Raw genomic sequence first — 17430 nt, 5'->3', positions numbered from 1 at the left:
TCGGAAACCTGTGAAGCCAGAAACGTGCTGGAGGTTACGCGGCTCCCTCCGCCGCCGATGTGTCGTCGAGGTCGTCGACGAAGAGGGTGTGCATGGCGAGACGGCGATGCCGGCGAAGAGTTCGACGCTCACCATTCGCCTCGAGTCCAGTTCAGCGCCTCGCTGACGGCGGTGCCCCAGCCGCGAGAGAGCTCTTCGAGTTCGTCGAGACTCAGGACCGGGTCCTCCGATTCGTAAGTGAGCAGCTTGCCTTCCACGATCAGGCGGTTCCGCTGGCTGACAGCCGACTCGTCCATGCTCTTTTCTTCGGCTGTCGCACGCACGAAACGGAGAGGGCCGCCCCGAACACTTTCGGGGCGGCCCTGACCAGTGAAAACGCGAAACCCTCAGTACCGGTAGTGGTCCGCCTTGAACGGGCCCTCGACGTCCACGTCGATGTATTCCGCCTGCTCCTTGGTCAGCTTCGTCAGCTCACCGCCGAGCGCGTCGAGGTGGATCTTCGCGACCTTCTCGTCGAGCTTCTTGGGCAGCCGGAAGACCTCGTTGTCGTACTCCTCGTGCTTGGTGAACAGCTCGATCTGCGCGATCACCTGGTTCGAGAAGCTGTTCGACATCACGAAGGACGGGTGCCCGGTCGCGTTGCCCAGGTTCAGCAGCCGGCCCTCCGACAGCACGATGATCGTGTTGCCGTTCGGGAAGATCCACTCGTCGACCTGCGGCTTGATGTTGATGCGGCGGATGCCCGGGTAGCGCGCCAGTCCCGCCATGTCGAGCTCGTTGTCGAAGTGGCCGATGTTGCCCAGGATCGCCTGGTGCTTCATCTTCGCCATGTGCTCGACCAGCACGACGTCCTTGTTGCCCGTCGTGGTGATGACGATGTCGGCCTCGGGCAGCGCGTTCTCCAGCGTGCGGACCTGGTAGCCGTCCATCGCCGCCTGCAGGGCGCAGATCGGGTCGATCTCGGTCACGATCACGCGCGCGCCCTGGCCGCGCAGCGACTCCGCCGCGCCCTTGCCGACGTCGCCGTAGCCGCAGACCACCGCGACCTTGCCGCCGATCAGGACGTCGGTGCCGCGGTTGATGCCGTCGATCAGGCTGTGGCGGATGCCGTAGCGGTTGTCGAACTTCGACTTCGTCACCGCGTCGTTGACGTTGATCGCCGGGAACAGCAGCTCACCGGCCGCCGCGAGCTGGTACAGCCGCAGGACGCCGGTCGTGGTCTCCTCGGTGACGCCGCGGATGCCCTCGCCGATCTTCGTCCACTTGCCGGTGTCGGTCGCGACCGACGCACGCAGGAGCTCGAGGAAGACCTTCCACTCGTCCGAGTCGTTGTCGTCCGGGGCCGGCACGACGCCGGCCTTCTCGTACTCGGTGCCCTTGTGCACCAGCATCGTGGCGTCGCCGCCGTCGTCGAGGATCATGTTCGGGCCCTCGCCGTCCCAGGTGAGCATCCGCTCGGTGCACCACCAGTACTCCTCGAGCGACTCGCCCTTCCACGCGAACACCGGGACGCCCTTGGGCTCCTCGACGGTGCCGTGCGGGCCGACGACGATCGCCGCGGCCGCGTGGTCCTGGGTCGAGAAGATGTTGCAGGACGCCCAGCGCACCTCGGCACCCAGCGCGACCAGCGTCTCGATCAGGACCGCCGTCTGCACGGTCATGTGCAGCGAGCCGGAGACGCGCGCACCGCGCAGGGGGTAGACCTCCGCGTATTCGCGCCGCAGCGCCATCAGTCCGGGCATCTCGTGCTCGGCGAGGCGGATCTCCTTGCGGCCGAACTCGGCGGCCTCGAGGTCGGCGACGGCGAACTCGATGCCGTTGCGGGTCTGGTGCCGCTTGGCAACGCTTTCGGGGGTCATAGTGGCGATTCCTCCAAGACTCGATGACACCCGAACACTACCGTTGTCCGCTCGACTGTCACTGGAACTGTTAGGAGGCCCTTACCGTGCCCATGCCCGGCCCGGACACCCGCGTCGTGGAAATCCGCGTCGCCGGGCTCGTGGGCACCAGCGGGGAAACGCTGCTCGACGCGGTTTCGACCGTCGACGTCGCCGGCGACGGCCTGGGGCGGGTGGTCCGCCCGGCGGACCGGCTGCGGCGCCCGGCGCCCGGCCCGGTGCTGCCCGCACTGGGCCGGTCGATCCCGCGGACGCTCGAGGGCTACCTCTGGCACGGCATGACCTCGGGCGGCGCCGCGAAGGCCACCTGGGCGCTGCTGTTCCCGTTCTCCCTGGCCAACGTCTGTTTCTGGATGCTGCCGCCGGTCCCGCCGGACCGCCGCCCCGCCCGCGTCCTCGGCGCCGTGTGCCGCGGGCTGCTGCGCGTCGGCGCCCTGCTGCTGACGATGCTGCTGATGGGCCAGCTCGCGGCGATCGCGCTCGACATGTTCGCCACGCAGTGCCTGGCGCCCGGCTCGGGCTGCCTGCCCGGGGTCCCCGACGCAGTCCGCTCGGTGCCCGCGCGGACCGCCGTCGGCGTGCTGCCGCTGCTGGCCGTGATCTTCGTCCTGCACCGGATTTCCAGCGCGACCTGGGCGGTGCACGCCGACGGCGACCTCACCGGCGGCCCGCTGCGGATGCGCGCCGACCCGGAAACGCCCGCGCTGCGCTGCCTGCACACCGTCGCGGCGCTGGCCTCGGTCGCGCTGCTGCTGCTCGGCGGCCCGTTCCGCGTGCCGGGCGACAGCTTCGGGCTGGTCGTCTGGATCGTCACACTGGCCGTGGTGCTCGCCACCGTCGTCGCCGCGGCGATCGGCGCCGACACCGGCCGGATCGCCCGGCCCGGCGTGCTCGCCTTCGCGACCTTGCTGGTCGTCGCGGCCGCGGTGCGGCTCAGGCCGGGCACGGGCCCGCTGCCGGGCACCAACGGCGTCGTCGAAGGCCTCGGCGCGGCCCTTGTCGTCGTCACGGTGCTGTTCGCGCTGTTCCTCGCCCCGGCCGCGCTGCTGGCCCGGCCCGGCTGGAAGCACAAGCCGCAGCGGCTGCGGCCGTGGCTGGGCGGCTGGGCGGCCGCGCCGGTGCTCGCGCTGGCGGGCCTGCTCGGCGGCGGGTTCGGCGCCGGCCTCGCCGAGGCCGTCCGCCGCCTTTCCGGTGCGGAATTCCTGCACGTGCCGGACACGTACGTGCTGGTCACGGTCCTGTGGGGCGCCGGGCTGGCGCTGGCCGCGGTGCTCGGTGTGCTCGGCTTCGCGGTCGCCGTCCCGCTGCGACGGCTGCGGCGGGGCATCCCCGCGATCGTCGAGCTGATGGAGCACGACGAACGCCAGGAGGCCCAGGCCGCGGCGGCCTGGGCGCGGTCGGCGTGGGAACGGCGGCACCTGCACCACCTGGCTCTGGCGGTCGCGAGCGCGATGTCCGCGGGCGGCGCGGCCCTGCTGGTGCTGCGCTTCGGGTTCCGGCTGGTCCCGGGCTGGTTCGGGCCGCTGTCCGCGATCGGCGTGGTGGCGCTCGGCGCGCTGGCCGCGGGCCTGCTGCGGGTGGTCTACACGGCCGCGCGGACACCGCAGCGCAGCCGCCACCTCGGCGCGCTGGCCGACCTCGTGTGCTTCTGGCCGCGGGCGGCGCACCCGACGGTCCCGCCCTGCTACGCGTTGAAGGTCGTCCCGGAACTGGCCGCGCGGGCGCGCGAGCACCTCGCCGAGCCCGGGACGCGCGTGGTGCTCTCCGGCTACAACCTCGGCAGCCTGCTGACGATCATGGCCGCCGCCCGCCTCGCGGCCGAGCTCCCGGAAGCGGAACTCGAGCGCGTCGGCGTGCTCACCGCCGGTTCCCCGTTGCAGTGGGGCTACCAGCGGGCCTTCCCCGCGTTGCTGCAGCAGGAAGCGCTGGAACGGCTGTTCACCGACCTCGACGGCCGCTGGCGCGCCCTGTGCCGCGGCACCGACATCTTCGGCGGCGGCGTGACCACCTGGCGGCACTCGGTCGCCGACCGGCGGCTGCACGGCGTCGGCTTCCTCCCCGAGGGCGGCTGCGGCCCGGTGTCGGCGACGGCCGACGCCAACGGCGTCCTGATCCTCGGCGGCGACCACTGGCTGCCGGACCCGCTGCGCGGCCCGACCGGGCGGCACCGCTGGGCGCCGGGGGTGCTCAAGCACCAGGACTACGTGGTCGACGCCGAGTGGGACCACGCCGTCGCGATGGCCGCCGGCCTCGGCAAGCCGTCCTGGGGCGAGCAGGGTTCGCTGTTCGGGGACTTCCCCCCGAAACGGTGAAGGCCCCTCGCGCGCGGAGCGAGGGGCCTTCGACCGTGGACTAGCTCAGCTTCACTCGGAAGCCTTGCGGCGGAACTTCAGCAGCGCGAGCAGGCCGCCACCGGCGACGAGCAGCAGCGCGCCGACCCAGATCAGCCAGCTGTTGTCGAAGCCGGTGTTGGCCAGGCCGCCACCGGTGCCCGACTCGTTGCCCGCCGGAACGGCGGCCGCAGCGGTGCTGCTGGTCGGCGAGACCGAGGTGTCGGAGGTCGCCGGGGCCGACGGCTTCGTGGTGGCCGTGGTGGTGGTCGACGGCGCCGTCGGGCGGGTCGGCGGCGTCTTGGTCTCGGTCGGCTTGGTGGTCTTCGTGCCGCAGAGGTACCACTTGTCGATGGTGGTTTCCTGGCGGTGGCTGGTCAGCGTCGGCTTGAGGTTGGTCCAGGGCGCGTCCTTCGACAGCCCCTTCTTGCCCGGGACGTACTCGTTGAAGCCGTCGTCGCCACCGATGACGATGATGCGGTTGACCGTCACGCCGTCGTGGACCTTCAGGATGGTCAGCGTCTTGTGGCCGACGCCGGTCGCCTTGTCGATGTCGACGTCGTCCTGGGTGACCTTGTCCTGGCCGTCCGCGCACTTCGAGTGGTTGCGGTCCGGAACCGGGTTCGAGCGGTCGTCGGGGCTCCAGCAGGCCAGCGCGGAACCGGCGGTACCGAGCAGGGCAGCGGTGGTGAGCGCCATGACCGCCACGGCGCCGCGGAAGGAACGAGTGCGCATGAGTTCTCCTGTACCGAACGGGGGAAGAACGGCAAATTCGGGGGATCGCGACGCCACTGCACGTGGGAATCACGCGGCTGTAATTCACCCGTCAGTGGCACACGGAGGCTCGAAAGGTATCGCACGTCACTCCACCCCTTACACGGGGTCCCCCTTTGCGCACGAATCGCAAGATCCTCTTGATCAAGCCGTAACCTCGCGTTACGCAACCAAACACAAAAAGCCCCGCCGACCTGGGCATCCAGGACGACGGGGCTTTTTCGGTGCAAGTCAGGACCCGGACGACTCCGACGGCTCTTCGACACCTTCGGCCTGCCGCTTGCCGACCAGCGAATGCCGGCGGCTGTAGGCGAAGTACAGCACCACGCCGACCACCATCCAGACGAAGAACCGCAGCCAGGTCAGCACGGTGAGGTTCAGCATCAGCCACAGGCAGGCGAGGATGGCCAGGATCGGGATCAGCGGCACCAGCGGCACCTTGAACGCCCGCGGCAGTTCCGGCCGCGTCCGCCGCAGCACCAGCACGCCGGCCGAGACGAGCACGAACGCGAACAGCGTGCCGACGTTGACCATTTCCTCGAGCTTGTCCGCCGGGAAGAAGCCGGCCGCGAGCGCGACCAGGCCGCCGACGATGAGCGTCGCGCGCTTCGGCGTGCCGTGCTCGCCGGTCTTCGCCAGCCCGCGCGGCATCAGGCCGTCGCGGGACATCGCGAAGATGATCCGGACCTGGCCCAGCATGAGGACCATGACGACGGTGGTCAGGCCGGCCAGCGCACCGAAGGAGATGATGTTGGCCGCCCAGTCGACCCCGTTCGCGGCGAACGCCGTGGCGAGGGTCTTGTGGCTGCCGTCGCCCGCCTTCGTCGCCAGGTCCTTGTACGACGTCATGCCGACGACCACGAGCGACACGGCGACGTACAGCACGGTGACGATGGCCAGCGAGCCCATGATCCCCCGCGGCACGGCCTTCTGCGGGTTCTTCGTCTCCTCCGCGGTGGTCGCGACGATGTCGAAGCCGATGAACGCGAAGAACACCAGCGACGCGCCGGCCAGCAGGCCGAAGACGCCGAATGAACTGCTGGCGCCCCCCGCGATCAGGGAGAACAGCGACTGGTCGACACCGGTCTCGCCCGAGCCGCCGGTGGAGCCCGGCGGGATGTACGGCGAGTAGTTGGCGCCCTTGACGTAGAAGAGCCCGAGGATGATCACGAACAGCACGACGGCGACCTTGATGCCGGTGATCACCATGGACACCCGCGACGACAGCTTCGTGCCGACGGCCAGCAGCGTCGTCAGGATCGCCACGACGAGCAGCGCGCCCCAGTCGACGGTCACGCTCCCGATGTCGAACGTCGTCTTGGTGCCCTTGCCGAAGAGGTAGCCGAGCACCGTCTCGAGGTACACCGACCAGCCCTTGGACACCGCCGCCGCACCGACGGCGAGCTCGAGGATCAGGTCCCAGCCGATGATCCACGCCATGAACTCGCCGAAGGTGGCGTAGGAGAACGTGTACGCGCTGCCCGCGACCGGCACGGTCGAGGCGAACTCGGCGTAGCACAGCGCCGCCAGCGCGCAGGCGATCGCGGCGAAGACGAAGGCCAGCGAGACCGACGGGCCGGCGTAGTCACCGGCGGTGCGCGCGGTGAGCGTGAAGATGCCCGCGCCGATGACGACCGCGACCCCGAACACCGTGAGGTCCCACGCGCTCAGGTTCCGCCTGAGCTTCGTGTCCGGGTCGTCGGTGTCCTGAATGGACTGTTCGATCGATTTCGTGCGCCACAATCCCGTACCGGGCACCGTTGACCTCCTGCGGCTGGCCTGCATGTATCGCAGTAGGTCACCCTATCGGGTCAGCTCCGGAGCGGCTCGCCGAAGCGGCGAGGTGGATCTTGCGCTACCGCGCGGGGCTGCGGTCGAGGTCCGGCTCGAGGTAGATCAGCCGCGCCACCGGCACCTTGGCGCGGACGCGGGCTTCGGCGTCGTCGATGGCCCTCGCCACCTCGGCGAGGTCGAGCCCCGGCACCAGCGCCAGCTTCGCCGCGACGAGCAGCTCGTCCGGGCCCAGGTACTGGGTGCGGATGTGGATGACGCGCTCGACCTTGCCCGCGGCGAGCTCGTCGACGATCGTCGCGAGGACGCCTTCGTTGGCTCCCTCGCCGATGAGCAGGCTCTTCATCTCGACGATCAGGATGACGGCGATGACGCCGAGCAGCACGCCGATCGCCAGGGTGCCGACGCCGTCCCAGACGGGGTCGCCGGTGATCACCGACAGCCCGACGCCCAGCAGCGCGAAGACCAGGCCGAGCAGCGCGCCGGCGTCCTCGAGCAGCACCACCGGCAGCTCCGGCTCCTTCGCCTGGCGGATGAAGCCCCACCAGGTCACGTCGCCCTTGATCTTCTTCGACTCGCCGACGGCGGTGTAGAAGCTGTAGCCCTCCAGGCAGACGGCGACGAGCAGGATGACGACGGCGACGATCGGCGAATCCAGCGGCTCGGGGTGGCCGATCTTGTGGATGCCCTCGTAGATCGCGAACGCCGAGCCGAGGGTGAAGAGCATCAGCGCGACGATGAAGGAGTAGAAGTACCGGTCGCGGCCGTAGCCGAAGGGGTGCTCCTCGTCTGCGGCCCGCTTCGACGTCTTCTGGCCGAGCAGGAGCAGGCCCTGGTTCGTCGTGTCGGCCAGCGAGTGCACCGATTCGGCCAGCATCGACGACGACCCCGTGACGAGGAAGCCGGCGAACTTCGCCGCCGCGATCCCGGCGTTCGCGCCGAGTGCCGCCAGGATCGCCTTGGTTCCGCCTCCAGCTGACACGACCGCTCCCCTGCTGACGTTCCCGATTTGCCGGTTTGGAGCCTAGAGGACCGCCTCGGCCGCCGCCCGACTCCGCCTCGTTTTGTCGGACCCCTTCGCTACGGTGGCGGTTCCGGCACGGGGAGGGTGGCATGGCTCACTTCGGCGTGCTCGGGCCGCTCGCCGTCGAAGGGCCGCCCGGGCACTGGGTCGCGTTGCGCGGCGAGCGGCAGCGCACGCTGCTGGCCGTGCTGCTGCTCAACGCGGGCCGGCCCGTCCCGGTCGACGTGCTGGTCGAGGCGCTCTGGCCGGACGGGCCGCCCAAGTCGGCCACCTCCAACCTGCACACCTACCTCTCGCGGCTGCGCGAGCGGATCGACGGCCTGCGGGTCGAGCACGGCCCGCCCGGCTACCGGCTGCACGTCGAGCCGGAGGAGCTCGACCTGCTGGCCTTCCGGTCCGCCGTCGCCGACGGGCGGCGGACCGCGGATCCGGTGGCCGCGGCCGGCCACTACCGGCGGGCGCTCGCGCTGTGGCGGGGCCCGGTGCTGGCCGGGCTGCACGTCCCGCGGCTCGACGCCGACGTCGCCCGGCTGGAGTCCGAGCGGCTCGCCGTGTTCGAAGACTGCGTCGACGCGGAGCTGACCGCCGGGCGGCACGGGGAGCTGACCGGCGAGCTGCAGGCCATGATCACCGAGCACCCGTTGCGCGAGCGGCTGGCCGCGCAGCTGATGATCGCGCTGCACCGGGCCGGGCAGCAGGGCAGCGCGCTGGAGGTCTACCGGCGGCTGCGGACCACGCTGATCGAGGAGCTCGGCGTCGAGCCCGGTGCGGAGGCGCGGCGGGTGCACGCGGCCGTCCTGCGCGGCGAAGACCCGGTGCCGCGGCTGCCGCCGTCGGTGTGGCCGGTCTGCCAGCTCCCACCGGACATCGGCGACTTCACCGGCCGCGACGCGGAGCTGGCGGAGCTGACCGGCGTGCTCGGCGCCGGCACCGGCGTCCCGGTCGCGGTGCTCACCGGCGAACCGGGCGCGGGCAAGAGCACCCTCGCCGTGCGCGCCGCACACCGGCTGCGCGCGCGGTTCCCGGACGGCCAGCTGTACGTGCCGCTGGCGGGCCGCGAAATCGGGGAGGTGCTGGCCGACCTGCTGCGCGCGCTCGGCGTCCCCGGCCCGGCGGTGCCGGACGACGTGCGGGCGCGCGCGGCGGTGTTCCGCGGCCGGCTGACCGACCGGCGGGTGCTGGTGGTGCTCGACGACGCCGTGGACCCCGAGCACGTCCGCACGCTGCTGCCGGGCACACCGGGCTGCGCGGTGCTCGTGACGAGCCGCCGCCGGCTGAGCGGGCTGGCCGGCGCGCACCGGCTGGCCCTGGGGCCGCTGTCCGGCGCCGACGCCACCGAGCTGCTGAACCGGCTCGCGGGCGCCCGGGTGGCCCGGGAGGGGGCGGACGCCGAGCGGATCATCACGGCGTGCGCGCGGCTGCCGCTGGCCCTGCGGATCGCGGGCAGCAGGCTGGCCATCCGCCCGCACCTGCGGCTCGGCGAGCTGGCCGACCGCCTGGAGGACGAGGTCCGCCGGCTCGACGAGCTGACCGTCAGCGATCTCGCCGTCCGGAGCAGCATCGCGCTGAGCTACGAAGGCCTGCGGCCGCCGGCGCGGCGCGCGTTCCGGTTGCTCGGCCGGTGCCGCCTCGCCGACCTGCCGGCCTGGGCGGTCACCACCCTGGTCGACGACCCGGACGAGGCCGTCGAAGAGCTCGTCGAGGCGAGCCTGCTGGAGGCCCGCGGCGCGGACGGCACCGGGGAAGGCCGGTACCGGATGCACGACCTCGTCCGGCTGTACGCGGCGGAGCTGGACGATCCGGTGCCCAGCGAGGGCCTCCGGACGGTGCTGGCGGCGACGCTGGCGCTGGCCGACGCGGCGGCGGCCCGGCTGCCGCGCACGGTGCCGATGCCGTCGCCGGCCCACGAGCCGCCCGCGCAGCCGCTGCCGCAGGCGTTGGTGGAGCGGCTGCTGGCGCGTCCGGACGACTGGTTCGCGGCCGAGCGCGCGAACCTCGTGCTGCTGATCGGCACGCTCGCCCCGCGGGACGCGCTGCTGCTGCTCGACCGGCTCGGCGTCTACCTGTACCTGCACGGGCAGTACGCCGACATGCGGGCGGCGTACGAGTCGGTCCTGGCCGCGGACCCGCCGCTGGCGACGGTGGCCGAGGCCACGCTGACGCTGTTGCGGCACGCGCGTGGCGAGTACGAGGAGGCGGCGGTCCGCTACCGCGCGTGCGCCAAGGAGCTCGAAGCCCACGGCGACCGCCGCACGCATGCGTGGGTGTCGGCGAATCTGGCGCACTGCCTGATCGGCCTGGGCCGCGCGGAGGAGGCGTTGCAGACGGCGGCCCACGCGCGCGAGCTGTTCACCGAGGACGGCTCAGCCGGCCTCGGCTGGGTCCGGGCAGCGGAGTCGGCGGCACTGCTGCGACTCGGCCGGATCGCGGACGCCCACGAAGTCGACCGGAAGGCGTTGGCAGCGGCCCGCGCAAGCGGCGACACCCGGATGACCGGCGAAGCACTGCACGGGTACGCCTGGTCATCACTGCTGACGGGCGACGACCAGGGCGCGGCGGCGGCGATCGCGGAGTCCGTGAAGCTGCTTCGGGAAGCGGGAGTGCGCTCGGCCCTGGCGAAGTCGTTGCGAACGGCGGGGGCGATCTCGGCGGCAACGGGAGCACGGGCCGAAGCGACGGCGGCGTTCGAGGAGGCCCGCGAGCTGGCTCGTGAGCTGGACGAGCGGCCGCGGGAGCTGTCGTGCACCCGGGCGTTGGCGGCGTCCTGGATCGGCGAAGGCCGGGCGGCTCAGGCGATCCCGGTGCTGCGGGCGTGTCTCGACGAGTTCCGTGAGATGGGCGGGAGAGCGGCGACGGGGTTGACGTGGCTGGTGCTGCACCGGGCGTACCTGGCGACGGGAGACCCGGCGGAGGTGGAGGCGGCGGCTGAGGCGGAGAGGTGGCTGGACCCACGCGACGCAAGCGCGGCCGCGTTGCGGCGGGCCCTGGTGGCCCTGACAGAGCCGAGCTGAGCGGACTTCTGGCGGAAGGTCGATCTAAGCCGGGCTTCGGGCCGCTTGGGGAAGGTTGACCTGTCCAGACGGCGCGGATCTGACTTGAGCGGGCGCTTTCGGTCCCGCCAAGGCAGCCCCCTGCCCTGGCCGCGACCGATCCGGCCTAAGCGGGCACCCTCCGGGCCGCCGGGGCAGCCGACCTGTCCTGATCGCACGGGTGTGGCTCGAGCGGGCGTTCCGGTCCGGCCGGGCAGCTGCCCGGCCGGACTGGGTGCCTCCCCGCACCGGTCAGTCCGACCAGGGCCTCTCCGCCCCCGGCGGCCGAGGTGCCTCCCCGCACCCAGCCCGAACCGGTTCCCGCCCGTCGGAGCGGCTTGGGCGCTCCTCGTGGCCGGGCTCGCCTGCCGGACGAGACGGGGTGGTGCCGCCCCCTCACCGCACCATCCGTCTCGCCTCGGCGGGGGTGCGGGCGCCGTGGTGGTGCCGCCCCCTCGCGGCACCACCCTCAGCCCACGGACGCCGGGCGAATCCGACCGGCGCCACCCCCAGCGGACCCGGCGGCGCGCATCAACGCACCAGGGTCCCCCCGTGGTGATGATCGTGGCCGACCCCGCCACACGGAACGCACACAGAAACCCCGCCCGGGCAGAGCCGACCCGCGTACCCAGACAGTCGGCCCGCGTACCTACAGGGTCGGCTTGCGTACCTACAGGGTCGGCTGGCGTACCTAGACGGTCGGTTCGCGTACCCAGAGGGTCGGTTCGCGTCACAAGAGGTCCTGCGGCATGCCCCGACCGCCACACCGGCATACGTGCACCGTCGATTCGCGGGCCGACCGCGCAGGTACGCAAGCCGACCCTCCAGGTACGCAGGCCGACCGTGCAGGTACGCGCGGGGAGGGTGAGCGCGATAGGGAGCGAAGCAGCGGGCGGGTCAGTCTTCGCAGGTTCCTGCCGTCGCGCGGAAGAGCTGGGCGCGCTCGCCGCCCAGCGCGCGCACGTGAACCGGCGGGTCCGCCGCCGGCAGCCACACCGACTGGCCCCTGCGCAGCTCGACCTTCTCGCCGTCGTCCGCGGTCACCAGCAGGTCGCCGGCCGTGCACAGCAGGATCTGCGGCCCGACGCTGTCGACCGAAATCTCGTCGTTCTCGCCCGCCGCCCACTCCACGCGCGACAGCTCGAACTCCGGTGCGTCCGTCCGGTACACCGCCAGGCGGCCGCCGGTGTCGCCGCACTGCACCGGCATCTCGCCGCACGCGAAGTCGACCACGCGCAGCAGCTCCGGGACGTCCACGTGCTTCGGCGTCAGCCCGCACCGCAGGATGTTGTCCGAGTTCGCCAGGATTTCCACGGCCGTTCCGTGCAGGTACAGGTGCAGGTTGCCGGCCGGCAGGTAGATCGCCTCGCCCGCCCGCAGCGTCAACCGGTTCAGCAACAGTGCCGCCAGCACGCCCGCGTCACGCGGGTGCGCCTCGCCGAGCTCCAGGATCGTCCGGCACTCCACCGCGAACTCGCCGTGCTCCTGGACGTGCCGGACGCACGCGTCGAGCACCTCCGGCAGCAGCGAATCCAGCGACGCCTGCGGCAGCGTGATCCACGTCGTGAAAAGCGCCCGCAGCCCGGCCGGGTCCGGCTGGGCCTCCAGCAGGCCCGTGTACTTCGCCAGGCCGGGCGTCTCGATCGCCTTCAGGAGCTTCACCGTGCGATCCGGGGCGCGGAACCCGGCCAGCGCGTGGAACTCCGTCAGCGCGCACACCAGCTCCGGCTTCGCCGTCGGATCCGGGTAGTTGCGGTTCGCCGCGTCGCGCGGGATGCCCAGCTTCTCCTCGCGGGCGTGCCCCTCCGCGGCCTGGGCCGCCGACGGGTGCGCCTGCATCGACAGCGGCTCTTCGGCGGCGAGGATCTTCAGCAGGAACGGCAGCCGCCCGCCCCACCGCTTCGCGCAGCGTTCGCCCAGCTGGCCGAGCGGGTCGGCGTCCACCAGCTCGAGCAGGCTCCGCTCGGTCCCGTCGGGGCCGATGACGTGCGACGGGTCGCCCGGGTGGGCGCCCATCCACAGCTCGGCCTCGGGGTGCGGCGCGGGTACCGGACGGCCCAGCAGCTCGGGGATCGCCGTCCGCGATCCCCAGGCGTAGGGCCGCACCGCGTTGCGCAGCAGCTCCACTGTCACCTCAACTCCACTCCTTCGGGCACCGGCCAGAGCCGGTGCTCGGCAGGTCTCACGCCGTCGCGGGCGCGAAACGGCCGGCGCCGCCGATGCTGCCCGCGGCCAGCCCGAGGTAGACCGCCGCCAGTTCGAACCGCAGTGCCAGCACCGCGGCCCGCACGATTTCGTCGGCCTCGATCTCCTCGGCCGGCGCGATGACGTCCGCACCCGGCAGCAGGTCCTCGGCCTGGTAGCGCGCCGCGTCCGTGGCCGGACCGGTCCTTACCGAGAGAAGCAGCACCCGGGTAGGGATGTCACCAGAGGGATCGTCCGGATCGGCGAAGATGTCACGCTCTCCGCCACCTGATTGCGCCGCCCGCCGCAATGCGGGGCGCGCCAGCGCCTGACGGTAGTCCTCGACGTCGCACACCGTAGCCGCGTGGGCCGCGAACGCGTGCGCAGCGTGTTCGCCGACGGCGACCGCGACCGGGTCCAGCCCCCACAGCAGCGGCACGCGGTCGGCCACCCGCAGGGCGAGCGCCTTGGCCGGGTTCGCGAACGACTCCCGGGCCAGGTAGTCCTTCTCGGCTTCGAGGTCCAGCTGGTCGGCGAGCACCTGGACGTCGGAGATCAGCAGGCCGAGCGCGTTCGCGGTGAGCAGCCCGGCGGCCAGGCCGCGCGGGAACGCCAGCTCCGGCGGCACCGGGATCCGCGGCGCCAGCAGCAGGCCCTTGCCCGCCACGGCGGCCGCCACCGGGCCTTCGGACGGCGCGGACAGCACGACCGAGGCGCCGTACCGCGCGGCGCGCTCCAGCGACGCGGCGAGCTCGCGGTCACCCGGGTCGTCGGTGTGCGCGAAGACGACGTCCAGCGCGCCGATCCAACTCGGCACCACCTCGGCGACGACGACCGGGACCGGGCACGACGGCGCCAGCAGGGCGGCCAGCAGCCGCGTGAGCGTGCGGCTGACCCCCGGCCGGTCGATCAGCACGACGGCGCGCGGACGGCCCATGTCGAGCCGCTCGGACAGCTCCAGCTCCGCGGCCAGCTCGGCGGCCGCCCGCACCTGGGCGCCGGCCATCGCGGCGGCGCGGAGCAACCCCGCGCTGTCGGCTTCGGCCAGCCGCGCGGGGTCGTCGAGCAGCGTGTCGTCAAGCACTGTCGGCATCGGAGTTTCCGTTGTCACCCGGCAGGGTCGCCTCGTCCAGGAGCAGCACCGGGATGCCGTCACGGACCGGGTACACCCGGCCGCACTCCGTGCAGGTCAGCGCGTCGGCCTCGGGGTCGTCCGGCGCACCGGGGCGCAACGGGGCGTGATCCGGCGACGGGCACGCCAGGATCTCGAGGAGCTGGGCGTCGAGCGTGATGGCCATGGTTCCTCCATACCACGCGAGAAGGTGTGGTGAAGGGCACCTTCAGGACACGGTTCGGCCCCGCGGCCCGCCCTTCACCGTGGACGGGGTCAGCTGCGGATGATCGCGAGCACGTCTTCCACCAGCGCCTGCACGGCCTCGGCGTTCGCCGCTTCGACGTTCAGCCGGAGCAGCGGCTCGGTGTTCGACGGCCGCAGGTTGAACCAGGCGCCGCCTGGCAGCTGCACGGTGAGGCCGTCCAGCTCGTCGATCTCGACACCGGAGCGGGGGCCGAAGACGTCCTTGACCGCCATCATCTTCGCGACCTGGTCGTCGACCGTGGAGTTGATCTCACCGGAGGCCGCGTAGCGCGAGTACGCGCTGGTCAGCTCGCTCAGCGGGCCGTTCTGCTCGCCGAGGGCGGCGAGGACGTGCAGCGCCGCCAGCATGCCGGTGTCGGCGCGCCAGAAGTCGCGGAAGTAGTAGTGCGCGGAGTGCTCGCCGCCGAAGATGGCGCCGGTGCGGGCCATCTCGGCCTTGATGAACGAGTGCCCGACGCGGGTGCGGACCGGCTTGCCACCGTGCTCGGCGACGATCTCCGGCACGCCCTTGGACGTGATCAGGTTGTGGATGACCGTGCCGCCGGGGTCCTTCGCCAGCTCGCGGACGGCGACCAGCGCGGTGATCGCGCTCGGCGAAACCGGCTCGCCCCGCTCATCGACGATGAAGCAGCGGTCGGCGTCGCCGTCGAAGGCCACACCGGCGTCCGCGCCGACTTCGCGCACCTTCGCCTGCAGGTCGACGATGTTCGCCGGGTCCAGCGGGTTGGCCTCGTGGTTCGGGAAGGTGCCGTCGAGCTCGAAGTACATCGGCACGACCTCGATCGGCAGGCCCTCGAAGACGGTCGGGACGGTGTGGCCGCCCATGCCGTTGCCGGCGTCGACCACGATCTTCAGCGGCCGGCTGCCGGACAGGTCGACGAGGTTGCGCAGGTAGGCGGCGTAGTCGGCGAGGACGTCCCGCTCGCTGATCGTGCCGCGCTGGCCCTCGAACTCCGGCACGCCCTGCTCGACGGTGTCGCGGATTTCGGCGAGCCCGGTGTCCTGACCGACCGGCGACGCGCCCGCGCGGCACATCTTGATGCCGTTGTACTTGGCCGGGTTGTGGCTGGCGGTGAACATCGCGCCCGGCAGGTTCAGCGAACCGGAGGCGAAGTACAGCTGGTCGGTGCTGGCCAGCCCGATGCTCACCACGTCGAGGCCCTGCGAAGTGACACCCTCGGCGAACGCGGCCGCCAGGCCGGGCGAGGAGTCGCGCATGTCGTGGCCGATCACCACCGAGGGCGCTTCCGGCTTGATGAGCAGGGCGAACGCGGCGCCGAAGTCGCGGACGAGGTCCGCGTCGAGCTGCTCGCCGACCACGCCGCGAATGTCGTAGGCCTTCACGATGCCCGAAAGGTCTGGCACGCCGTCTCCCCGCGAATAGTCTTCCCGGCGCCCGCTGCGCCGCGCGGAAAGCCTACCGGCGAGGTGAGTGGGTTACGCGTTCAGGCGCGACCGGGGAGGACCCGCAGGTGGCCGCGGCGCCCGGAAGGGCCCTCCGGCTCGGGCGCGGGGGCCGGTTTGTCGGAGCGGCCAGCCTCGCGCACGGCCTCGGCCAGCGCGGTCAGTTCGTCGGCCGACGGGTCGGGCGCGGCGAAGGCCCCTTCGTGCCGGACGACTTCCCAGCCCTTGGGCACGGTCAGCCGGAGCGCGTGGGCTTCGCAGAGGTCGTAGGAGTGCGGCTCGGAGGCGGTGGCCAGCGGGCCGACGACGGCGGTGGAGTCGCTGTACGCATACGTCAGCGTGGCCACAGCTGGCTCGAGACAGCCAGTACGCGAACACTTCCGTACGCTCCGCACGAAACGAAACGATAGCGCGTCGCCGCAAGCCTGGAGGAGCGACACGCGCTGGGACGTGCGGACCGCATAGACTTCGGGCGTGGCGACGGCTCGTGATTACCGACAGCGGCGGCGCTCGCGACGGGACCGGCACGGCCGGGGCCTGCGCGGGACGCTGTACCCGGCGACCCTGCCCGCCGCCGCGAGCCGCGCGGAACGCTTCGACGCACTGGTGCTGGACGCACTGGAGCCGATCGAGGCCCGCTGGCGCCACGAGCTGACGAAGCTCGACGTGGCGGTGGACGACGTGCCCGAGGTCCGCGAGAACGGCCACTCGCCGGCGGACGGGGTCCTGCACGACGGCGCGGTCCCGCTGTCGCGCCTGGTCCCGGCCGGGGTGGACCGGACGGGCCTGCCGACGCGGGCGAGGATCGTGCTGTACCGGCGGCCGCTGGAGGCGCGCGCGAAGGACCCGTCGGAGCTGGCGGAACTGGTGCACGACGTGCTGGTGGAGCAGGTGGCGGGGTATTTGGGCGTGGAGCCGGACGTCATCGAGGGCGAGTAGCACCTGGCCGGGTCGGGGCATTGCTGCGAAGCGCACAACCCGCGCGCGTGGAGGGACCCCCGGTTTTTACGTTACCGGGCGGCACCGACAGTTTCCGAGCGCCGCCGGCCCAGCCGGCGGGTTCGGCGCAGGCCGACGCGGGGCTTTGCGGGACTCGCTGCGAACCGCCGGCCGGATCTGTAGTCGCTGCAAACCGCAGGCCGGATCTGTAGTCGCTGCAAACCGCAGGCCAGATCTGTGGACGTTGCGAACCGCAGGCCAGATCTGTGCTCGCCGCGAACCGCAGGCCGGCAACGCAAGCCGGCCAACGACGTCACCAGACCTCCCCCGCCCCTCATCCCAGCCTTCTCTTCAGCCGACGGGCGGGTTTGTCAAGGCACGCTTTCCCGCCTTGACGAACCCGCCCGTCGGCTGAAAATCCCCCCGGAGGGGCGGGGGAGGTCGGACCCGCCTGCCGCGGCAGAGAATTCGGCCGCGGCAGAATCAAAAGCTGTCCTCGCCGGACGGGCAGGCTCCGGGATGACCCCTGCTTCCGCTGCCATCTCTCGTTCTCGAGGGGCCGCGAGGTGGTCATCCCGTCGCCTGAGCGAGGCCTATCACTTTGAGCCGGGCCCGCAAGCTCGCGCTCTCCCCTCGCCTCACGCTCTGGGTTGCGGGCCCGGCTCAAAGTGATTTGACG

At 72.1% G+C, this 17430-nt stretch carries 13 protein-coding genes; 3 read left to right on the top strand and 10 right to left on the bottom strand.

The features are described 5' to 3' along the window. Window positions 1-128 precede the first annotated feature (128 nt). Both ACLJPY_RS09790 and ahcY read right to left on the bottom strand, forming a co-directional pair. Window positions 129-296 (bottom strand): hypothetical protein, encoded by a 168-nt coding sequence (locus ACLJPY_RS09790; RefSeq protein ID WP_410587711.1) that lies wholly within the window; start codon window positions 294-296, stop codon window positions 129-131. A gap of 90 nt (window positions 297-386) precedes the next feature. Continuing rightward, complete coding sequence (gene ahcY, locus ACLJPY_RS09785; RefSeq protein ID WP_410587710.1) at window positions 387-1859, bottom strand: adenosylhomocysteinase; 1473 nt, start codon at window positions 1857-1859, stop codon at window positions 387-389. A 92-nt stretch (window positions 1860-1951) separates the two neighbouring features. Between ahcY and ACLJPY_RS09780 the strand changes: the two genes are divergently transcribed. Beyond that, window positions 1952-4210 (top strand): hypothetical protein, encoded by a 2259-nt coding sequence (locus ACLJPY_RS09780; protein WP_410587709.1) that lies wholly within the window; start codon window positions 1952-1954, stop codon window positions 4208-4210. A gap of 51 nt (window positions 4211-4261) precedes the next feature. On the opposite strand, the gene ACLJPY_RS09775 is transcribed toward ACLJPY_RS09780, so the two are convergent. The 3 genes from ACLJPY_RS09775 to ACLJPY_RS09765 form a co-directional block, all read right to left on the bottom strand. Then, entirely contained in the window at window positions 4262-4963 is a 702-nt protein-coding gene (locus ACLJPY_RS09775) for an LPXTG cell wall anchor domain-containing protein (protein WP_410587708.1), read from the bottom strand. Between the two features lie 270 nt (window positions 4964-5233). Continuing rightward, window positions 5234-6760, bottom strand: a complete 1527-nt coding sequence (locus ACLJPY_RS09770) for an amino acid permease (RefSeq protein ID WP_410587707.1) — start codon at window positions 6758-6760, stop codon at window positions 5234-5236. 97 nt (window positions 6761-6857) lie between these two features. Further along, window positions 6858-7775 (bottom strand): cation diffusion facilitator family transporter, encoded by a 918-nt coding sequence (locus tag ACLJPY_RS09765; RefSeq protein WP_410587706.1) that lies wholly within the window; start codon window positions 7773-7775, stop codon window positions 6858-6860. A 131-nt stretch (window positions 7776-7906) separates the two neighbouring features. On the opposite strand from ACLJPY_RS09765, the gene ACLJPY_RS09760 reads away from it, so the two are divergent. Further along, entirely contained in the window at window positions 7907-10828 is a 2922-nt protein-coding gene (locus ACLJPY_RS09760; RefSeq protein ID WP_410587705.1) for a BTAD domain-containing putative transcriptional regulator, read from the top strand. A gap of 915 nt (window positions 10829-11743) precedes the next feature. Here ACLJPY_RS09760 and manA read toward each other — a convergent pair. The 5 genes from manA to ACLJPY_RS09735 form a co-directional block, all read right to left on the bottom strand. Continuing rightward, window positions 11744-12973 carry a mannose-6-phosphate isomerase, class I gene (gene manA / locus ACLJPY_RS09755; protein WP_410588265.1) on the bottom strand — a complete coding sequence of 410 codons (1230 nt, stop codon included), beginning with the start codon at window positions 12971-12973 and terminating at the stop codon, window positions 11744-11746. Window positions 12974-13028: 55 nt separating this feature from the next. Further along, window positions 13029-14123, bottom strand: coding sequence for a hypothetical protein (locus tag ACLJPY_RS09750; RefSeq protein ID WP_410587704.1), 1095 nt, complete (start codon window positions 14121-14123; stop codon window positions 13029-13031). Next, entirely contained in the window at window positions 14107-14328 is a 222-nt protein-coding gene (locus ACLJPY_RS09745; protein WP_410587703.1) for a Trm112 family protein, read from the bottom strand. The genes ACLJPY_RS09750 and ACLJPY_RS09745 overlap by 17 nt, the downstream gene beginning before the upstream one ends. Window positions 14329-14417: 89 nt before the next feature. Further along, window positions 14418-15773: a phosphomannomutase/phosphoglucomutase gene (locus tag ACLJPY_RS09740; protein WP_410587702.1), complete on the bottom strand. Its 1356-nt coding sequence runs from the start codon at window positions 15771-15773 to the stop codon at window positions 14418-14420. 80 nt (window positions 15774-15853) lie between these two features. Then, window positions 15854-16207 (bottom strand): DUF3499 domain-containing protein, encoded by a 354-nt coding sequence (locus ACLJPY_RS09735; protein ID WP_033261311.1) that lies wholly within the window; start codon window positions 16205-16207, stop codon window positions 15854-15856. A 79-nt stretch (window positions 16208-16286) separates the two neighbouring features. Here ACLJPY_RS09735 and ACLJPY_RS09730 point away from each other — a divergent pair, with 79 nt between their 5' ends. Further along, entirely contained in the window at window positions 16287-16751 is a 465-nt protein-coding gene (locus ACLJPY_RS09730; RefSeq protein ID WP_004559274.1) for a metallopeptidase family protein, read from the top strand. Window positions 16752-17430: the final 679 nt, after the last annotated feature.

Source organism: Amycolatopsis sp. lyj-23 (assembly GCF_046549135.1).
GTDB lineage: Bacteria > Actinomycetota > Actinomycetes > Mycobacteriales > Pseudonocardiaceae > Amycolatopsis.
This window is presented reverse-complemented; position numbering and strand designations above follow the sequence as displayed.